Origin of the sequence: Ascidiimonas meishanensis, from assembly GCF_037782385.1 — a bacterium.
Taxonomy (GTDB): domain Bacteria; phylum Bacteroidota; class Bacteroidia; order Flavobacteriales; family Flavobacteriaceae; genus Ascidiimonas; species Ascidiimonas meishanensis.
Map to the genome: position 1 here is coordinate 285,854 of NZ_JBBEXD010000005.1, position 16,382 is coordinate 302,235.

At 33.5% G+C, this 16,382-nt stretch carries 10 protein-coding genes; all 10 read left to right on the forward strand.

The window, feature by feature from the left end:
* The first annotated feature begins 49 nt into the window (after positions 1–49).
* The 10 genes from WBG07_RS11520 to WBG07_RS11565 all read left to right on the forward strand — a co-directional run bounded on the left by WBG07_RS11520 (position 50) and on the right by WBG07_RS11565 (position 16,381).
* Entirely contained in the window at positions 50–1,921 is a 1,872-nt protein-coding gene (locus WBG07_RS11520; protein WP_340201449.1) for a hypothetical protein, read from the forward strand.
* A 750-nt stretch (positions 1,922–2,671) separates the two neighbouring features.
* On the forward strand, positions 2,672–4,720 hold the full coding sequence (locus WBG07_RS11525; RefSeq protein WP_340201451.1) for a tetratricopeptide repeat-containing sensor histidine kinase: 2,049 nt from the start codon (positions 2,672–2,674) through the stop codon (positions 4,718–4,720).
* Positions 4,710–5,360 (forward strand): response regulator transcription factor, encoded by a 651-nt coding sequence (locus WBG07_RS11530; protein ID WP_340201453.1) that lies wholly within the window; start codon positions 4,710–4,712, stop codon positions 5,358–5,360. The genes WBG07_RS11525 and WBG07_RS11530 overlap by 11 nt, the downstream gene beginning before the upstream one ends.
* A gap of 809 nt (positions 5,361–6,169) precedes the next feature.
* Entirely contained in the window at positions 6,170–6,514 is a 345-nt protein-coding gene (locus tag WBG07_RS11535; protein WP_340201455.1) for a zinc-ribbon domain-containing protein, read from the forward strand.
* Positions 6,515–7,046: 532 nt separating this feature from the next.
* A complete protein-coding gene (locus WBG07_RS11540; protein WP_340201457.1) occupies positions 7,047–7,382 on the forward strand; it encodes a hypothetical protein in 336 nt (111 codons plus the stop codon).
* 81 nt (positions 7,383–7,463) lie between these two features.
* Positions 7,464–11,795: a CusA/CzcA family heavy metal efflux RND transporter gene (locus WBG07_RS11545; protein ID WP_340201459.1), complete on the forward strand. Its 4,332-nt coding sequence runs from the start codon at positions 7,464–7,466 to the stop codon at positions 11,793–11,795.
* 10 nt (positions 11,796–11,805) lie between these two features.
* Positions 11,806–12,954, forward strand: coding sequence for an efflux RND transporter periplasmic adaptor subunit (locus tag WBG07_RS11550; RefSeq protein ID WP_340201460.1), 1,149 nt, complete (start codon positions 11,806–11,808; stop codon positions 12,952–12,954).
* Positions 12,955–13,104: 150 nt separating this feature from the next.
* Positions 13,105–13,503 carry a DinB family protein gene (locus WBG07_RS11555; protein ID WP_340201461.1) on the forward strand — a complete coding sequence of 133 codons (399 nt, stop codon included), beginning with the start codon at positions 13,105–13,107 and terminating at the stop codon, positions 13,501–13,503.
* Between the two features lie 451 nt (positions 13,504–13,954).
* Complete coding sequence (locus WBG07_RS11560; protein ID WP_340201463.1) at positions 13,955–15,262, forward strand: TolC family protein; 1,308 nt, start codon at positions 13,955–13,957, stop codon at positions 15,260–15,262.
* Positions 15,263–15,298: 36 nt separating this feature from the next.
* Entirely contained in the window at positions 15,299–16,381 is a 1,083-nt protein-coding gene (locus WBG07_RS11565; protein ID WP_340201465.1) for an efflux RND transporter periplasmic adaptor subunit, read from the forward strand.
* Position 16,382: the final 1 nt, after the last annotated feature.

The following is a 16,382-nucleotide window of genomic DNA, read 5'->3' on the forward strand; positions in this document are numbered from 1 at the left end:
AACTTCAAATACCCTATATGTAAACTACATCCACTAAATATGCCAACTCATGAACAAACCATTTTACTTCTTATTTGCCTTTCTTTTTCTATCTACTTTAGGATTTTCACAAAATAAGACCAAAATAGATAGTCTTTTGCAACTATATGCCTCAAGCAAAGTAGATAGTATCAAGTTAAGAACAAGTAATAGGATAACTTCTTACTACCTATATAGAGATATTAAAAAAGCAAAATCGTTTGCATTTCAACAATTAGATTTATCAAAAAAATTAAATGACATTCAGGGGGAAATAAAAGCTTTAAATCATTTTTCAACTATCTACAGTAATTTAAGTCAATATGATTCTGCACAATATTACATTAAAAGAACACTGCAATTGGCAAAGTTGACCAATAATTTAGTACAACAATCCATTTCAAGACATAGTATGATCATTATGGAAATTGATAGAGGAAATTTTGAAAAGGCAATGGAATTGAATAAGGAAAATATTTCTTTTAATCGAGAAATTAAGGATACCTTAAGACTTGCTATGTCCTATGAAACAGAAAGTTCCATCTTCACAGAAAAAGGGCAATACTTACTGGCATTAAAAAGCGTTATGAAAAGTCTTGATGTTTATGAAAATTTAAAGGACAGTATTAGGATTGCCGATGTGTTCAACAAAATAGCCATTATTGAGAATTCCCTAGAGAATTTTGACTCATCGATTCAAAATAGCAAAAAAGCGCTAAAAATCTATGAAGATTACGAGGATATTGAGTATCAATCGGTCATTTTAAATATTTTAGGGATATCATATAAGTCTAAACGTGAGTTTGAAATCGCTAAAGAATACTTTACTAAGAGCATGGAAATTTCAAAGACCAATGGATATAGAACAATTTATTTGGTGAGTCTTGCACATCTTACCGATGTTTATTTGGAGACCGATGACAACGAAAAAGCTAAAAAATTAATCGACGAAGGAGTAAAGATTTCAACTGAACTTAAAAGTAAACGCATGGTTTTTTATTTCAACGTGCGTTTGGCCACCTATTTTAAAAATACCGGAGGTTTTGATAAAGGCTTAGCATTGCTTAATGAGCTTATCAAAGAATTTCCTAAGGAAAAGGAATATCTAATATCAGCTTACAAAATTAAGAGTGAGATATTTCGAAAACAGAATCGATATAAAAGTGCACTTGAAAATTACGAACGCTATAAAACAATCCAGGACTCAACTTCAAAAAAAGCAAATATCTCCAAAATCAATGAATTGAGAATCATTCACCAAACAGAGCAAAAAGAAGCCGCTTTAGCCCTTCAAGGAGAAGAAATAAAGACATTAAACGCCCAGGCAGAAAATGACAAATTAACTAAAACCTTATACGGTGGAGGTGCTATTGCGAGTGTTACTCTTTCAGGATTATTATTATTTGGATTTCGTCAACGCATGAAAAAAAATAAAATAGAACGTGAAAAACAAGAAGAAATTTATAAACAAGATATTGCGTTTAAGCAAAAAGAATTAGCAAGCCAAACGCTACATTTGGTGCAAAAGAACACATTCTTACAAGAACTAAAAGAAAACCTTGAAAACCTTAAAAACTCACCTGAAAAATTCAAAGTGGAATTTCGGAGAATCGTGATGTTACTAAAAAAAGAAAGTGCTACAGATAAAGATTGGGAAGTCTTTAAATCTTACTTTACTGAAGTCCATGATAATTTTGACAACAAATTAAAAGCCATTAATGCTTCCATTTCTGAGAAAGATTTGCGTCTTGCCTCCTTTATTAGAATGAACTTATCTACGAAAGAAATTGCAGCCATATTGAATGTATTACCCCAAAGTGTATTGACCTCAAAATATCGTTTAAAAAAGAAACTAAATATTAAAAAGGAAAATGATATTTATAATTTCTTAGTGAATTTATAATTTTTAAAAGTGTTTCTTCGTTTATTTTGGCGTCAAAGTTCAAAATGAGATTATTTGCTCATTATAAGTATCAAAACTGTTATTAGATAATAACTTTAGATATATTTTGAGTTGTATTCATTTTGCCTACTGAAGTGACCCTTGGTATATGAACTTTTGACAGTTCATTTTCTAGCCGCCCAATAATTCTTAATAGATGGAATGCCATAAAGAGATAAATGATGTTTTTCTTAGATGACTCAATCACAAAATTATGGGATAGGTATGATTAGATTTTTTTCGTCGTAAATCTGGTATCAATGTCAAGTTCGTTTGCATACCTAAGGTAAAATTTGTACACCACTCTTTTTTAATTGATTCGTGTTGAAACCCAATAAAACTAAATCACAAATTTATATAATGTATTCGTGTAAAAATTCTCTGCTAATCAGCGGGTTTTTGATTCAATTTCAAGAAGCACAACATTTCTTACTTATTCAAGTATACTACCAAACCATCTGTCCTATCCGGTTAGTTTGCCAAATACCATCATTCAGATACTTAGGGTTGTTTTTTATATGTAAACAGACTAAATAGCTAGATGAAACTAAGCCAGTAAAATATCTTTCTAGAGGTTGTTTAAAATTTTTTGGGAAATATCGTTTAGAATAGCACACGAGTAATAAGACAATTATTTATTACAAATAAAATACGAAAAATACCTGTTTTCTGGGGTTTTTTAAAAATCTATAGTTAGTATTTTTACTTGTAATGAAATTTCTACTGAAAATAATCTTATATCTAAGTATTGCCACTCCTGTAGTCATGGTATCTCAGTATCATCAAAATGAATTACCGAAACTTTCAGAAAATAATAATATCACTGATTTAAGTGAAAAAGAAATTACAGAAGAAGTATACCAAATGTATAAAAATGGGGAGGTTGAGAAATCATATAAGCTAGCGCATCAACACAGGAAAGAATTAAAAACAGATTATGGTTTAAGCATTACGAATTTCACCTTAGCTAACTATTTTAAATATAAGGCTTTAATAGACTCATCTTTATATTATGTTGATCAATCACTAAAGTATAATAAGTCTTTGACAGACTCCTTAAGAATAAGAGGTAGATGCAAAGCTTTTGATGTCATGGGTAATTGTTATAAAACGAAGGGCTTATTAGAAGAAGGTAAAAAATGGTACCATAAAGGAATGGTAGAAGCTGAGAAGTTTAATGAAAAAGACCTATATTATTTGCATATGCATGGTTTAGCAGTAGTTTATATTGAAATGAAGGATTATACTAGTGCGCTAGAATTGTTTAAGCAGCTTATTGATATTGATGATGATCAATTAGAATATACTAGTTACGTTAATATGGGAGTTATATACGGTAAGTTAAAGAACTATGAATTGTCTGAAAAATATTTAAAAAAAGGACTCGAATTAGGCAAATTAAGAAAAAAGAATCAAAAAGGCCTAGCCGTGATAACTTCAAACCTTGCAAATAATGCACATGAACAGGAAGAATGGGATGAAGCTATTAAACAGTATCAAAAAGCCTTAGATATTACTGAAAAGAATGATTTCCATCGTTTAGGACTTTCGATAAGAAAAAACATAGGAAGTGTATATATGGAAACTAAAAAATATAAAGATGCAGAACATGTTTATGGTTTAGCACTTCATGATGCTATAAATTTAGGACTCTTAAAAGATCAATTAAATATTTATAAAGATTTAAAGGAAATGGCCATAGAGCAAAGAAATTATAAAAATGCCTTGAATTTCACTTCTGGATATTTTAAAATCAAAGATTCTATTGCCAAGCTTCAAAAAGACAAACAAATAAATGAGCTAGAAGTAAGATATCGCACTTTTCAGAAAGAAAAAGAAATTAAAGTATTACAAGTTGAGAATACCAATAGAGAACTGGAAATCTACAATCAAAAAGAAGCAATCCAAAATTTAAAACTTAAACAAGAACTTCAGGCGGCTCAAACAGAGCGACAAAAAAGCAGTAAAAATATTATTCTTTATACCTTTCTAATCTTATTAGTTCCTATTTTGGGCTTAATGATTACTTATTATCAAAAACTCCAGACCCAAAACGAGTTAAATAAAAAACAAAACGAAATTAGTAAACAAAGGATAGAAGGAATCTTGAAAGATCAAGAATTACAAGTAATAAAGGCTGCTGTAGAGGGTCAAGACAAGGAAAGGAAGCGAATAGCTCAGGAACTTCATGATAGTATTGGAGGTAATTTGGCGGCCATTAAACTTCAATTGAGTAATACCTCAAATCTTCAAAAGAATCATCTAAATTCCATTAACGAACAAATAGATGATACGTATGAGCAGATACGCAGTCTCTCTCACAACCTGATGCCTAAAAAGTTTAGCAATAACAATTTCTGTGATGTGCTGGAAGAGTATTTCATGAATATTGGAAACGCCAGTAATCTTAACACCTCCTTTTCGGTGCATCCCAGAAAGAAAATAGACCAATTAAGTGAAGAAGTACAAATGGAAATATTTAAAATCATTCAGGAATTAGTAACCAACATGCTAAAACATGCAAAAGCTGGGGTTGCAGAATTACACCTTAATCTCGTAGAAGATTACCTGAATATTCTCTTTGAAGATAATGGAGTAGGGTTTGATCCTGAAAATCTAAAAGACGGAATAGGTATGAGAAGTATCAAAAGCCGTATCGAGAAAATATATGGAAGTATGGCAATAGATTCAAAGTATAAAAGAGGTACTGTAATAAACATAGAAATCCCAATTCCCTTAATAATTTCCAATGATGTATAATCTAATTATTGTTGACGACCATAAAATGTTTTTAGATGGTCTATTGAGCATTCTTAAGACAGAACAAGATTATAATATTGTACTTACTGCAAATGATGGAAAACACATTGTGAAATATCTTGATATAAACCCCGATGAAAAAATAGATTTAATTATCACAGATATTTCAATGCCAGAAGTAAACGGGATTTCTCTTAACAAAATAGTTAAAGACAAAAAGAGAGCTATAAAAACCCTAGTGGTGAGTATGCATAAAAATGTGGAAATGATAGAAAATCTGATAGAAAATGATGTAGATGGTTATGTACCTAAAAACGCAAAAAAAGAAGAGTTACTCATAGCAATACAAACGATACTACAAGGGGAGAAATATTTTTGTAAAGAGATCAAGGATATCTATCTTGAAAGTAAGTTTACAAAGAAAAAAGAAGAACAAGAAGAGGTAACCCTCACAAAGCGGGAAATTGAAGTTATTACATTGATCGCAAAGGAATATACTACGCAAGAAATTGCAGATGAGTTATGTTTGAGTAAGCATACCATAGAGAGTTATCGAAAAAATCTGATTTCAAAACTCCATGTGCGGAACCTTGCCGGATTAACTAAATATGCACTAAAGAAGAAGTATCTCAAGGCTTAATAATACTCTTATATAAAATTTCACCAAAAACAGCTACTAGCTGTTTTCTTTACGTTCGCCCCTGTGCGATCAAAGAAAATGAAAGTAATAATCTAAAAATAAGATTGTTAGATTAAAATAGTGTAAAAATTTTGAAATGATATTTTATAGATTTTATATCGAACTTAGGTTAATTATATTTATTTACTCCCTGTTTTCAGGGGTTTAACTTTCACTATAAATAGGGTTTAAATTACAAAAAACAGATAGTATCTTTATAATGAGATTATTTGATAAAAGAAGAATCAACATTATTATTATTTAGTTGGTTCTTCTGATTCAAAACTAGAAAATGAACCAAAAATTAATGACTAAAAACAAAACGTTATGACCTAAGGAATCACTCTAGTCTTATTTGGTATATAATTGTGTATTACCTTAATAGTTTAAGAGTTTGTGCGAAGGTTTGGTTTAACCAATAGATTCTTTTTATCAAAAATGAAGACGCTGTTGAGAAAAGAATCCTTTAAAAAACTAAGTTTTTGCTAAATAAAAAAGACTTCAATTATTAAGGATTTGGGTAGGAACATAGGTCATAATTGCATCATTCTTTTTTCAATCTTTTACAATATAGAAATTAATTGTTGGAGGGCAAGCAACATCTGTATTGTATAACCTGATTTCTGTTAAGATATATATCTTAAACGAAATCAGGTTTTTATTCCAAAACAAAAAGAAAAACTAATCAATATGGCATACAATTAATCATTGGATGTTATATACAATGCGAATCTTAAAATTACACTTGTATAAATTAAACTTTTTGTGTTATGCTAATTTTTGGATCAAGAGCCACAAATATTGGTTCTCTAAAGATTGAGAATTCTCAATGTGAATATTGTCAAACTGGGAGAACACAAATCATTACTAATTACGGAATGTATTTTCATATTTTCTGGATTCCTGTATTCCCATTAGGAAACAAAACATTTGGTGAGTGTACTCATTGTAAAAGAACCTTTAAAAAGAAAGAATTTAATCCTGAATTAAGAGAGATTTATGATGAAAAAAAGTGGATGATAAAAAGACCTATATGGCATTGGTTAGGGTTAATTTATATTATTTTATTAATTGCTTTAATTGTTATTTATAGTGAATTCTATCAACTAAAATAAGGTCAGTTCAAAGCGTACATTGATTTAGTCAAAAAAACATCTACCACAAAGAACTGGAATTAGCAGTGTTTTCCCCCTTTCCTACAGGGTTCTCTATAAGCCTTTAGAATTAAACACATTCTAAGGGCTTTATTTACAGGGATGTCTTTTTTGCCATTTAAAAGGTTCAACCCTGTTTATGGATTAGTCTATAAATTTTATACCAGAATTTTCAATATCAAAAATCTTTCTGAATTTTTTTAAGCTTTTTTCTGGTAATATTGGAAAAATTCAACAGAATTCACATACAAAGTTTTTGGGTAGTAATCGTGTAAAATGTATTCAAAAATTGAAAACATAAATGTTATTTTTTTGAAGGGTTTCCCATTATTTCATTTGTAATAGGAGTATCTAAAAGAATATGGTAGGCAGCAGCTTTGTTGGCTAGGATGCTTTTGAGAGCTTGTTTCTTTTGTATATCTTTGTTAGTATGTGTAAGTTAGCTTCAATATGTGTATCTTTTTTTATTTTATTCCAGAGTATTGGGATAACAATGAATGATATAGTGCAAATAGATAAGTTTGTTGAGCACGCAAAATTCCACAGTGAGCAATACGGTGATAATGTACTTGTATTTATTTCTAAACACTATGGAGAGTTAAAAGCGAACCACGATAAGGAACATCAAGAAGAAAAAGAAGACCACGACCAATTACCTTTTCAACAGCAGTCTCAAGGTACTTCTTTTACTGCCTTTGTTTTAAAATTACAAAAAGAAGAATTTAAAGTATTTGAATTTACCGAATTCAGAACACACAGTTTCTTTTATCAAGCGCCTTCCTCATCCCTTCATTCTGAAGGACTCTTTCAGCCACCTCGGTTTTCTTGAGTAATAAAGACCTATTTTATTTTTAATTCCTTATTCACGATTGTGTTCTGGGAATGTTAACATCGGTTATTCTATCAAAAAATGTTATCATATATTATCAATTTCAGCATAAAGAATAAGTTTATTATTCTTTTATTTACCGCTTTTATCATAGGGTTTGGATTGTATTCTCTATCGCAAATCCCTATTGGTGCTGTGCCTGATGTTACTAATAATCAAGTACAGGTTATCACCACATCGCGTAACCTCTCTACACAGGATATGGAGCAATTCATTACCTATCCAGTGGAGTTAGAAATGGCAAATTTGCCAGGTGTAAAAGAGATTCGCTCTGTCTCAAAATTTGGTTTATCGGTAGTCACCATTGTTTTTGATGATGCCATGGGAACCTACCTGCCGCGACAACTTATTGCTGAGAAAATAAAGGCGGCAACCGAGAAAATACCTGAGGGATTTGGAACCCCTGTAATGGGACCAATCACTACGGGACTTGGAGAAATCTACCAATACATACTTGATGTAGAACCAGCCTATAAAAACCTATATTCTGCTACAGATTTGCGTACCATACAAGATTGGGTTGTAAAACGCCAGCTATCCGGAATCCCAGGAGTGGTGGAAGTTAATACGTGGGGAGGTTTTTTAAAGCAATATGAAGTTGCTATCAGTACCGAAAAACTCAATGCGATGAATATTACCGCTCATGATGTTTTTACGGCACTTGAAATGAACAATAGTGTTTCTGGTGGCGGGTATATAGAGAAAGTAAATCAAGCATTTTTTATACGTGGGGAAGGATTGGTTTCTTCCTTAGAAGAGATTGAGAATATTGTTATCAAAAATGAAGACAATCTGCCCATTTACATAAAAGATGTTGCCAATGTTGGTTTTGGAAGCGCGACAAGATTTGGAGCGATTACAGGAAACGGTGAGGGCGAAAAAGTATTGGGACAGGTAATGATGCTCAAGGATGCCAATTCTAAAAAGGTCATTGACGCTGTCAAAGAACGTGTCGTACAAATTTCCAAATCATTACCAGAAGGCGTTTATATCAATGCTTTTCTTGACCGTAGCGAACTTATAGCAAAAACAACTTTTACAGTTTCGGAAAATCTCATTTTCGGTTGTTTAATCGTTATTTTTATAGTGGTACTATTACTCGGAAACTTTCGCTCAGGATTGGTGGTGGCTTCTGTTATTCCATTGTGTCTGCTTTTTGCTTTATCCCTGATGTATATTTTTGGAGTAGATGCCAACTTGATGAGCCTAGGTGCTATTGATTTCGGAATCATTATTGATGGTGCCGTTATAATAGTTGAGTTTATTGCCTTTCAAATAACACAAAAGAAAGAAGAACTAAATGTAATCACCAAGGCGGAAAAACAATCCATTAAAGATAAGATCATTTATAAGGGAGCATCAAAAATGATGAACTCTGCTATTTTTGGTCAGCTCATTATCTTAATAGTATTTATTCCAATTCTCTCACTTTCTGGAGTAGAAGGTAAAATGTTTAAGCCCATGGCGTTAACCTTCTGTTTTGCTTTGATAGGTGCTATGCTATTGTGCTTTACCTATGTGCCAGTAGCTGCTTCTCTTTTTTTAAAACCTTCTAAAGCATCTGATAAGAATATCTCTGTGCTGTTAATGAAATGGTTCAACAAAATCTATGCGCCTACTATTCACTGGGCATTGCAGCGTAAGCGGGCAGTATTAGGTATAGCTAGTTCCCTGTTGGTCTTATCAGTTTATGTATATAGCTCTATGGGAGCTGAATTTGTACCTACGCTAGATGAAGGAGATTTTGTAATTCAGCCAGTTCTTAAAACCGGAACTTCCCTTAGCAATACCGTTGAAATCACTACTGAAATTGAAAAGATTCTACTCAAAAAGTTTCCAGAGGTAAAACAGGTAGTAACCCGCATAGGTGCTGCCGAAGTTCCTACAGATCCTATGTCTATGGAACAAAGTGATGTGATTATAGTCTTGAAGCCTAAAAACCAGTGGACTTCCGCTACCTCAAAAGATGAGCTGGCAGATAAATTTAAAGAAGCGCTTACAATTATTCCCGGTATGGAAGTGGAATTTACACAACCCATCGAGATGCGTTTTAATGAGCTCATCACAGGAGTGCGCGCTGATATTGCGATAAAGATTTTTGGAGATGACCTTGAAATCCTAGCTAAGAAAGGAAATGAAATAGGTGCTTTAATTGAAAATGTTCCGGGAGCAGCGGATATTTCTGTTGAGAAAATTGCTGGACTACCAGAAATGAATGTGAAGTTTAATAGAACTAAAATTGCCCGTTATGGCCTAAATATCCAACATGTAAACGATATGGTGGCAATGGGCTTTGCAGGACGAAGTGCTGGAAGTGTTTTTGAAGGAGAAAAGCGTTTTGACTTAGTAGTAAGATTGGATAAAGAAAAACGAAAAGACATAGATAATCTTAAAAATCTTTATATTGATTTACCCAATGGCGGAAAGATTCCCTTAAGCGAATTGGCAGACATTACGTATCAAAAAGGGGCAGCAAAAATAGCTCGTGATGATACACGGCGCAGGATTGTTGTTGGAATTAATGTGCGAAACCGAGATTTACAATCTGTAGTTGATGATATCCAAGCATTAGTCAATGAAAACCTAAAATTGCCTGTAGGTTATACCATAACCTATGGAGGGCAATTTGAAAACCTTCAAAGTGCGAAATCTAGGTTGATGGTTGCTGTACCTATTGCACTTATCCTAATATTTATAATGCTCTATTTTGCTTTCAATTCGGTTAAAGAAGCTTTGATGATCTATTCAGCCATTCCATTGGCAGCGGTGGGTGGGATACTCTTATTATGGATTCGCGATATGCCCTTTAGTATTTCGGCAGGGGTTGGTTTTATTGCTTTATTTGGGATTGCTGTTTTAAACGGAATTGTATTGATTGAACATTTTAAAGAACTTAAAAAAGAAGATTTCCGTGATATGGAAGAACTCATAAAAAAAGGAACAAAAGATAGATTACGTGCAGTATTGTTAACTGCAATGGCAGCAGCGTTTGGTTTTTTGCCTATGGCCATTTCAACTAATGCCGGAGCAGAAGTTCAACGCCCGTTAGCAACCGTGGTTATTGGGGGCTTAATTACCGCTACGCTATTAACATTAGTGGTTTTGCCTGTGTTGTATGCCTATTTCAATAGCCCGAAAAGAGAAAAGAAAAAACCTAGTGGTAAGAACCTCACAAGCTTAAGTATCCTTTTATTTTTAGTCACCATAAGTGCAAATGCACAGCAAGATGCTATGAACCTTGAAACATTAATTCCAATGGCAATTGAAAATAACGCAGGGCTCAAGGCTAATTTATTACAGATAGACCAATCTGATGCACTTATAAATAGCGCTTTTAGTTTTGACAAAACACAGGTGTATTATGGTTTTGACGAAAACAATCGAGCTGTAAATGATGAGCCATTACGAGTATTAGGAATTCAGCAAGGCTTTCGTTTTCCAACTGTTTATTTTTCCGAAAAGAGAGTAAATAAGGCCAATGTAGCGGTAGTTTCCAGTGCTTATGACATTAGGAAAAAAGCATTAGAGCGCAGGGTGACTAGTGCTTATTATGAATATCAAATTGCACAGGTAAAACAAGCTGTTTTCAAAAATTTGGATAGTCTTTACTCCAATTTTGCAAGCATGGCAGCAAGACGTTTTGAATTAGGGGAAACCAATTATCTTGAAAAGATTACGGCAGCTTCAAAGCAAAAACAAATCAATTTAAAATATCTAGAATCCCAACAACACGTGGAGGTAGTTTACAATACTTTGGTAAAATTGATTCAAGCTAAAGATACGCTTGTAATCGCAAAAGAGTCCATTCTAAAAACAATGCCGGATACTATTGATGTAAGTACAAATATAGAACTCCAATATTATCAAAATAGAGTTTCGCTATTGCAAGCAGAACGAAGTTTTGAAAAGCAACAACTCTTACCAGATATAAACCTCAACTATTTTCAAGGCACAAATTCTGGATTGAATACTAGTTTATACGGATATCAAATCGGTTTAAAGATTCCGCTTTTATTTGGAGGTCAGTCTTCCAGAATTAAAGCAGCGGGGATTGCAGAAGAAATTGCGTCTGAAGAGTTCAAGGAGTACAAAATTCAACTCAATACAAAGTTCAATGTACTTAAAGCTAAATTAAAACAATTAGGCAATTCGCTTTTATATTACGAAAAAGAAGGAACGGTCTTATCCAACGAGATTTTAAAAACAGCAAATGGAAGTTTTAGAAATGGTGAGATTGATTTTTATCAATATATCCAAAGTTTGGAAAGTGCCTACGAGCTTAAATTGGACTATTTGGACAAACTAAATGAATATAACAACATTGTAATTGAAATCAATTACTTAACCCTATAAACCAAGCAATATGCAACGGATTATTTATAACATAGCAATTCTAAGTTTGGTACTGATATTTTTCAATTGCGGAAATAAAGAAGAAAAAAAAGACCAGACCGTACTTCAAAGAGAACAAATGAAAGAGAATAGCATCTTTGTTTCTAAAGCACAGTTTGAGCGCAGTAAAATGAGACTTGGAGGTATAAAAGAAATACCTTTTCCCCTCATAGTAAAAACTACGGGAATGATAGATGTGCCGCCAGAAAATAGAGCGGTTGTCAATGCCACAATGGGGGGCTATATCAAGACCACTCCTTTGTTAATAGGTGATAAAGTGCGCAAAGGAGACGCGTTAGTCACTATTGAAAATCCAGAGTTTGTGAGTATGCAGCAAGAATATATGGAAGTAAACGGGCAGCTTATCTATTTGAAGGCTGAGTTTGAACGACATAAAACAATGATCTCTGAGAACATAACGTCGCAAAAAAGCTTTCTTCAAGCAGAGAGTGCCTACAAAACTGCGATGGCTCGCCACCATGGACTGCGCAAACAATTAGTGATGCTCAACATAGCACCATCACAAGTTGAAAAAGGAAATATTAGTTCAGTAGTTACTATTTATGCTCCAATTACCGGTAGTATAACTAAAGTTAATGTGACAAGGGGAACGTATGTTTCGCCTGCTACCGCAATTCTGGAAATTGTTGATAATGACCATATCCACTTAGAATTAGCTGTATTTGAAAAAGATATATTGAAATTGAAAAAAGGGCAGCAGATCAATTTCAGGACTCCAGAGGCTTCTAATGACATTTACAAAGCAAAAGTACATTTGATAGGTACCGTCATTGAAGATAGTAGAACCATAAAAGTACACGGACATTTAGACAAAGAATCGGAAGTAAATTTCCTAATAGGGATGTTTGTTGAAGCAGAGATTGTTACAGAGTCCGTTTTAGCGAAAGCATTACCAGAAACAGCTGTTGTGGCTTTTGAAGACCATTTCTTGGTTTTGGAGTTAGTAGAAGAAGATAATAGCGGATACTATTTTAAGGAAGTATCCGTGAAAGTAGGAAATGCCTATGATGGAAATACAGCCTTGACCTCCTTGGAAAATCTGAGCATAACATCCAAAGTATTGACTAAGGGAGCTTTTAATTTAATTACAAATGAATAATCAAAAAAGCGTGAAATTGAACATAGTAGATGCTCCAAATCCTGCAAAAAGGGGTATAAAATAGTTGCAATTGCCCTAATAGGGATTTTAGTTTTAAGCTGTTCTAGCGAAACAGATAATTCTAATGTTAAGCAGCTGCTTATTCAACAATTGAAAAATTCACATACAAATCAGGATTGGTTTGTGCCCACTAAAATTGCAATTGAAGGACTCACGGTAGCACAATCCAATTGGAAAGAAAATACATCAAATCACTCAATTGCAGAATTGGTTTCTCATTTAATTTTTTGGAATGAAACAAATCTTAAAGCATTTAAAGGAGATACCCCAACTAACTGGGATAATGACAACGAACATACTTTCAAGAAATTCAAGGCCACGGATTGGAAAATAGCTGTGAAAAAATTAGATAGTATTCAAACCGAATGGGAACGAGTAATTGAAAAAGCAACTGACGATCAAATTGATGAATGGAAGGGAGAAATTGCTAGTATGTCTGCTCATACAGCATACCATACAGGACAAATTCATAATGAATGGTGGAAATAAATCCATTTTTATAGGAAGCTTTTACTTTTGGGTTTTTCGTCATTTAGTTCTGGCTTTTCTGGTAGACTAAAAAACCTGAAATATATTCAATACCTATTCGCAATTTTCTTCTTAACCATTTTAAGAATCAAGGCATAGGGAAATTTGGAAACGGGTATTATAACGGTAGTATAAAATTTGTTTTCTTTAAAGATATCTATCGGATTTTACATCAATGTAAAGTATATTGACACATCCTAACATTTTTACCTTAGTACTTACCTTCACGACCTCTATATCCTAATTTTATATATTTAGAAAAGTAAAAAAAGTAAATGCAATAATACGCTGGCATTGCCTTGCTGGAATGCTCTCAGTAATTATATTATTTTGAATTACTTTCTCCTTTGGTAACAAATGTTACTGCGCAGTATAAACTCTAGATTTAAATTTGTCCTATTAATTTTCGACAATGAATAAGAGAATAATACTGATAATTAGTTTAGTTGCATTACTTCAACAAGTAAATGCACAACAAACTACGTTAATTACAAAACAAGATGTAATTAATAAGGTGTCACAAAACAATACGGCATTAAAGATTTCAGAGCAGAGTTATCAAGAAGCACGTGCAGACTACCGGCAGACTAACGCAATTTTCTTACCAAATATCACTGCATCACATACAGCAATTGCAACCACCAATCCCTTGATGGCATTCGGTTCAAAATTGAATCAAGAAATTTTAACGCAGAACGACTTCAATCCATTGTTATTAAACGATCCTTCTCAAATAGAGAGCTTTGCAACCCGATTTGAAATTCAGCAACCTATAATCAATGTTGATGGGATTTACCAGCGTAGAGCGGCTAAGAGCAAAATGCATGCCATAGAACTTGAAAAACAACGTACCAAGGAGTATTTGGAACTAGAAGTAGAGAAAGCGTACATGCAACTACAATTGGCGTATAAAGGTGTTGAAGTATTAGAAAAGGTTTTAAGAGCAGCAGAGGCCAATTTAAAGTTAGCCAATGACCGTTTTAAACAAGGATATTTACAAAAAGCCGATGTACTCACAGTTGAAGTTCGCGTTACCGAGGTAAAAAACCAGCTACAGACCGCAGAAAGTAATGTTGCAAATGCTTCTAACTATCTATCATTCTTAATGGATGATAAAGAGTATATTATTTATAAACCTGAGGATAATTTTCAAAAAAATGATACGGTATTTAAAAGTAAAGGAACCATTTCACAAAATAGGGCAGATGTACAGGCGATGGAACTGGCGTCAAAAGCCTATAAATTCATCAGCCGAGCAGATAGGATGGCATTTTTACCGAGATTGAATGCCTTTGGATCCTATGAATTGTACGATAATGAAATATTCCAAGCCGGAGCCAATGGTTATACCTTTGGTGCGCAACTGAGTTGGACTGTTTTTGAAGGTTCTAAACGCTTCGGAAAAGCGCAAAAAAGTAAGGCCGAATATGAAAAATCACGGTTACAGTACGAGCAATATAAATCACAAAGTCAGTTAGAGCTCAACAGAGCCAGACGCATGCTCACAGATGCAGAGAACAAATTAAAATTGACTAAGCTAGCCTTGTTACAATCTGAAGAATCACTTCGTATTAGAACCAATCGTTTTAAAGAAGGACTAGAAAAAACAACAGATCTTTTACTAACCGAAACTCAATATTCACAAAAGCAATTGGAATATTACCAAACAGTATTTGAATACAACTATGCACAGGCTTACGTGCAATTCTTAACTAAATAAAAAAACAATAGGGCAATTAAAACAAATATGAGCATCATGAAAAGAATATTTTATATAGCAGCCTTAGTAACAATTATTCAAGTTTTTTACGCATGTGGTTCTGATGATAAAAAGCAACAAACCGCTACAACGGCAGCTGTACAAGTAATGGTTCAAAAAGCAGTGGCGTATGGTGGTAAATCTTACTTAACAGCTAGCGGAAAAATTCAGGCAAGCAACAGTGCCAATTTGAGTACTCGAATGATGGGGTTTGTTAACAAAATCCATATAAAAGTGGGAGATGAAGTACAAAAAAGACAATTGTTGGTATCCATAAACAATACCGATTTACAGGCAAAAGCTGCTCAAGCTAGTGCTAGCATTACGCGAGCTACCGCGAGTTATGAGAATGCAAAGAAGGACTATAATCGCTTTAAAAACTTATTTGCAGAAAACAGTGCCTCTCAAAAAGAAATGGATGATATGACCGCTCGTTTTGAAATGACCAAGGCACAACTGGAAGCTGCAAAACAAATGAAAAATGAGGTCAATGCACAGTTTAGTTACACAAATATCCGTTCGCCATTTAAGGGGGTCATAACTAATAAGTTTATAGAAGAGGGTGATATGGCAAATCCAGGCATGCCATTGGTGGCAGTTGAAACCCCAGGAAGGTTTGAAGTAACCGCAATGATTCCTGAGAGTGAAATATCCCGAATCATGCCTAATGTAGATGTACAGGTTATGATAAAATCTTTAAATAGAACCATAAGAGGAAAAGTAACGGAGATAAGCACTTCCGCAAGAAATACAGGTGGGCAATACTTGGTAAAAGTAGATCTAGATAAAACAGATGCCAAGATTCTTTCAGGAATGTATGCAACGGTGCAATTTCCAATTGAAAAAGTATCAAAAAACAACAATAAAGTATTAATCCTATCAAAAGCATTAGTCGCAAAAGGGCAATTATCTGGTGTGTACACGGTAAGTCAAAATAATACAGCAGTATTGCGATGGCTGCGCCTAGGCGAAACTTTTGGAGAAAGTGTAGAGGTGTTGTCGGGTCTGTCCGCAGAAGAATTATATATCATCTCTTCAGAATCAAAACTTTACAACGGTGTAAAAATCACAGTTCAATAAT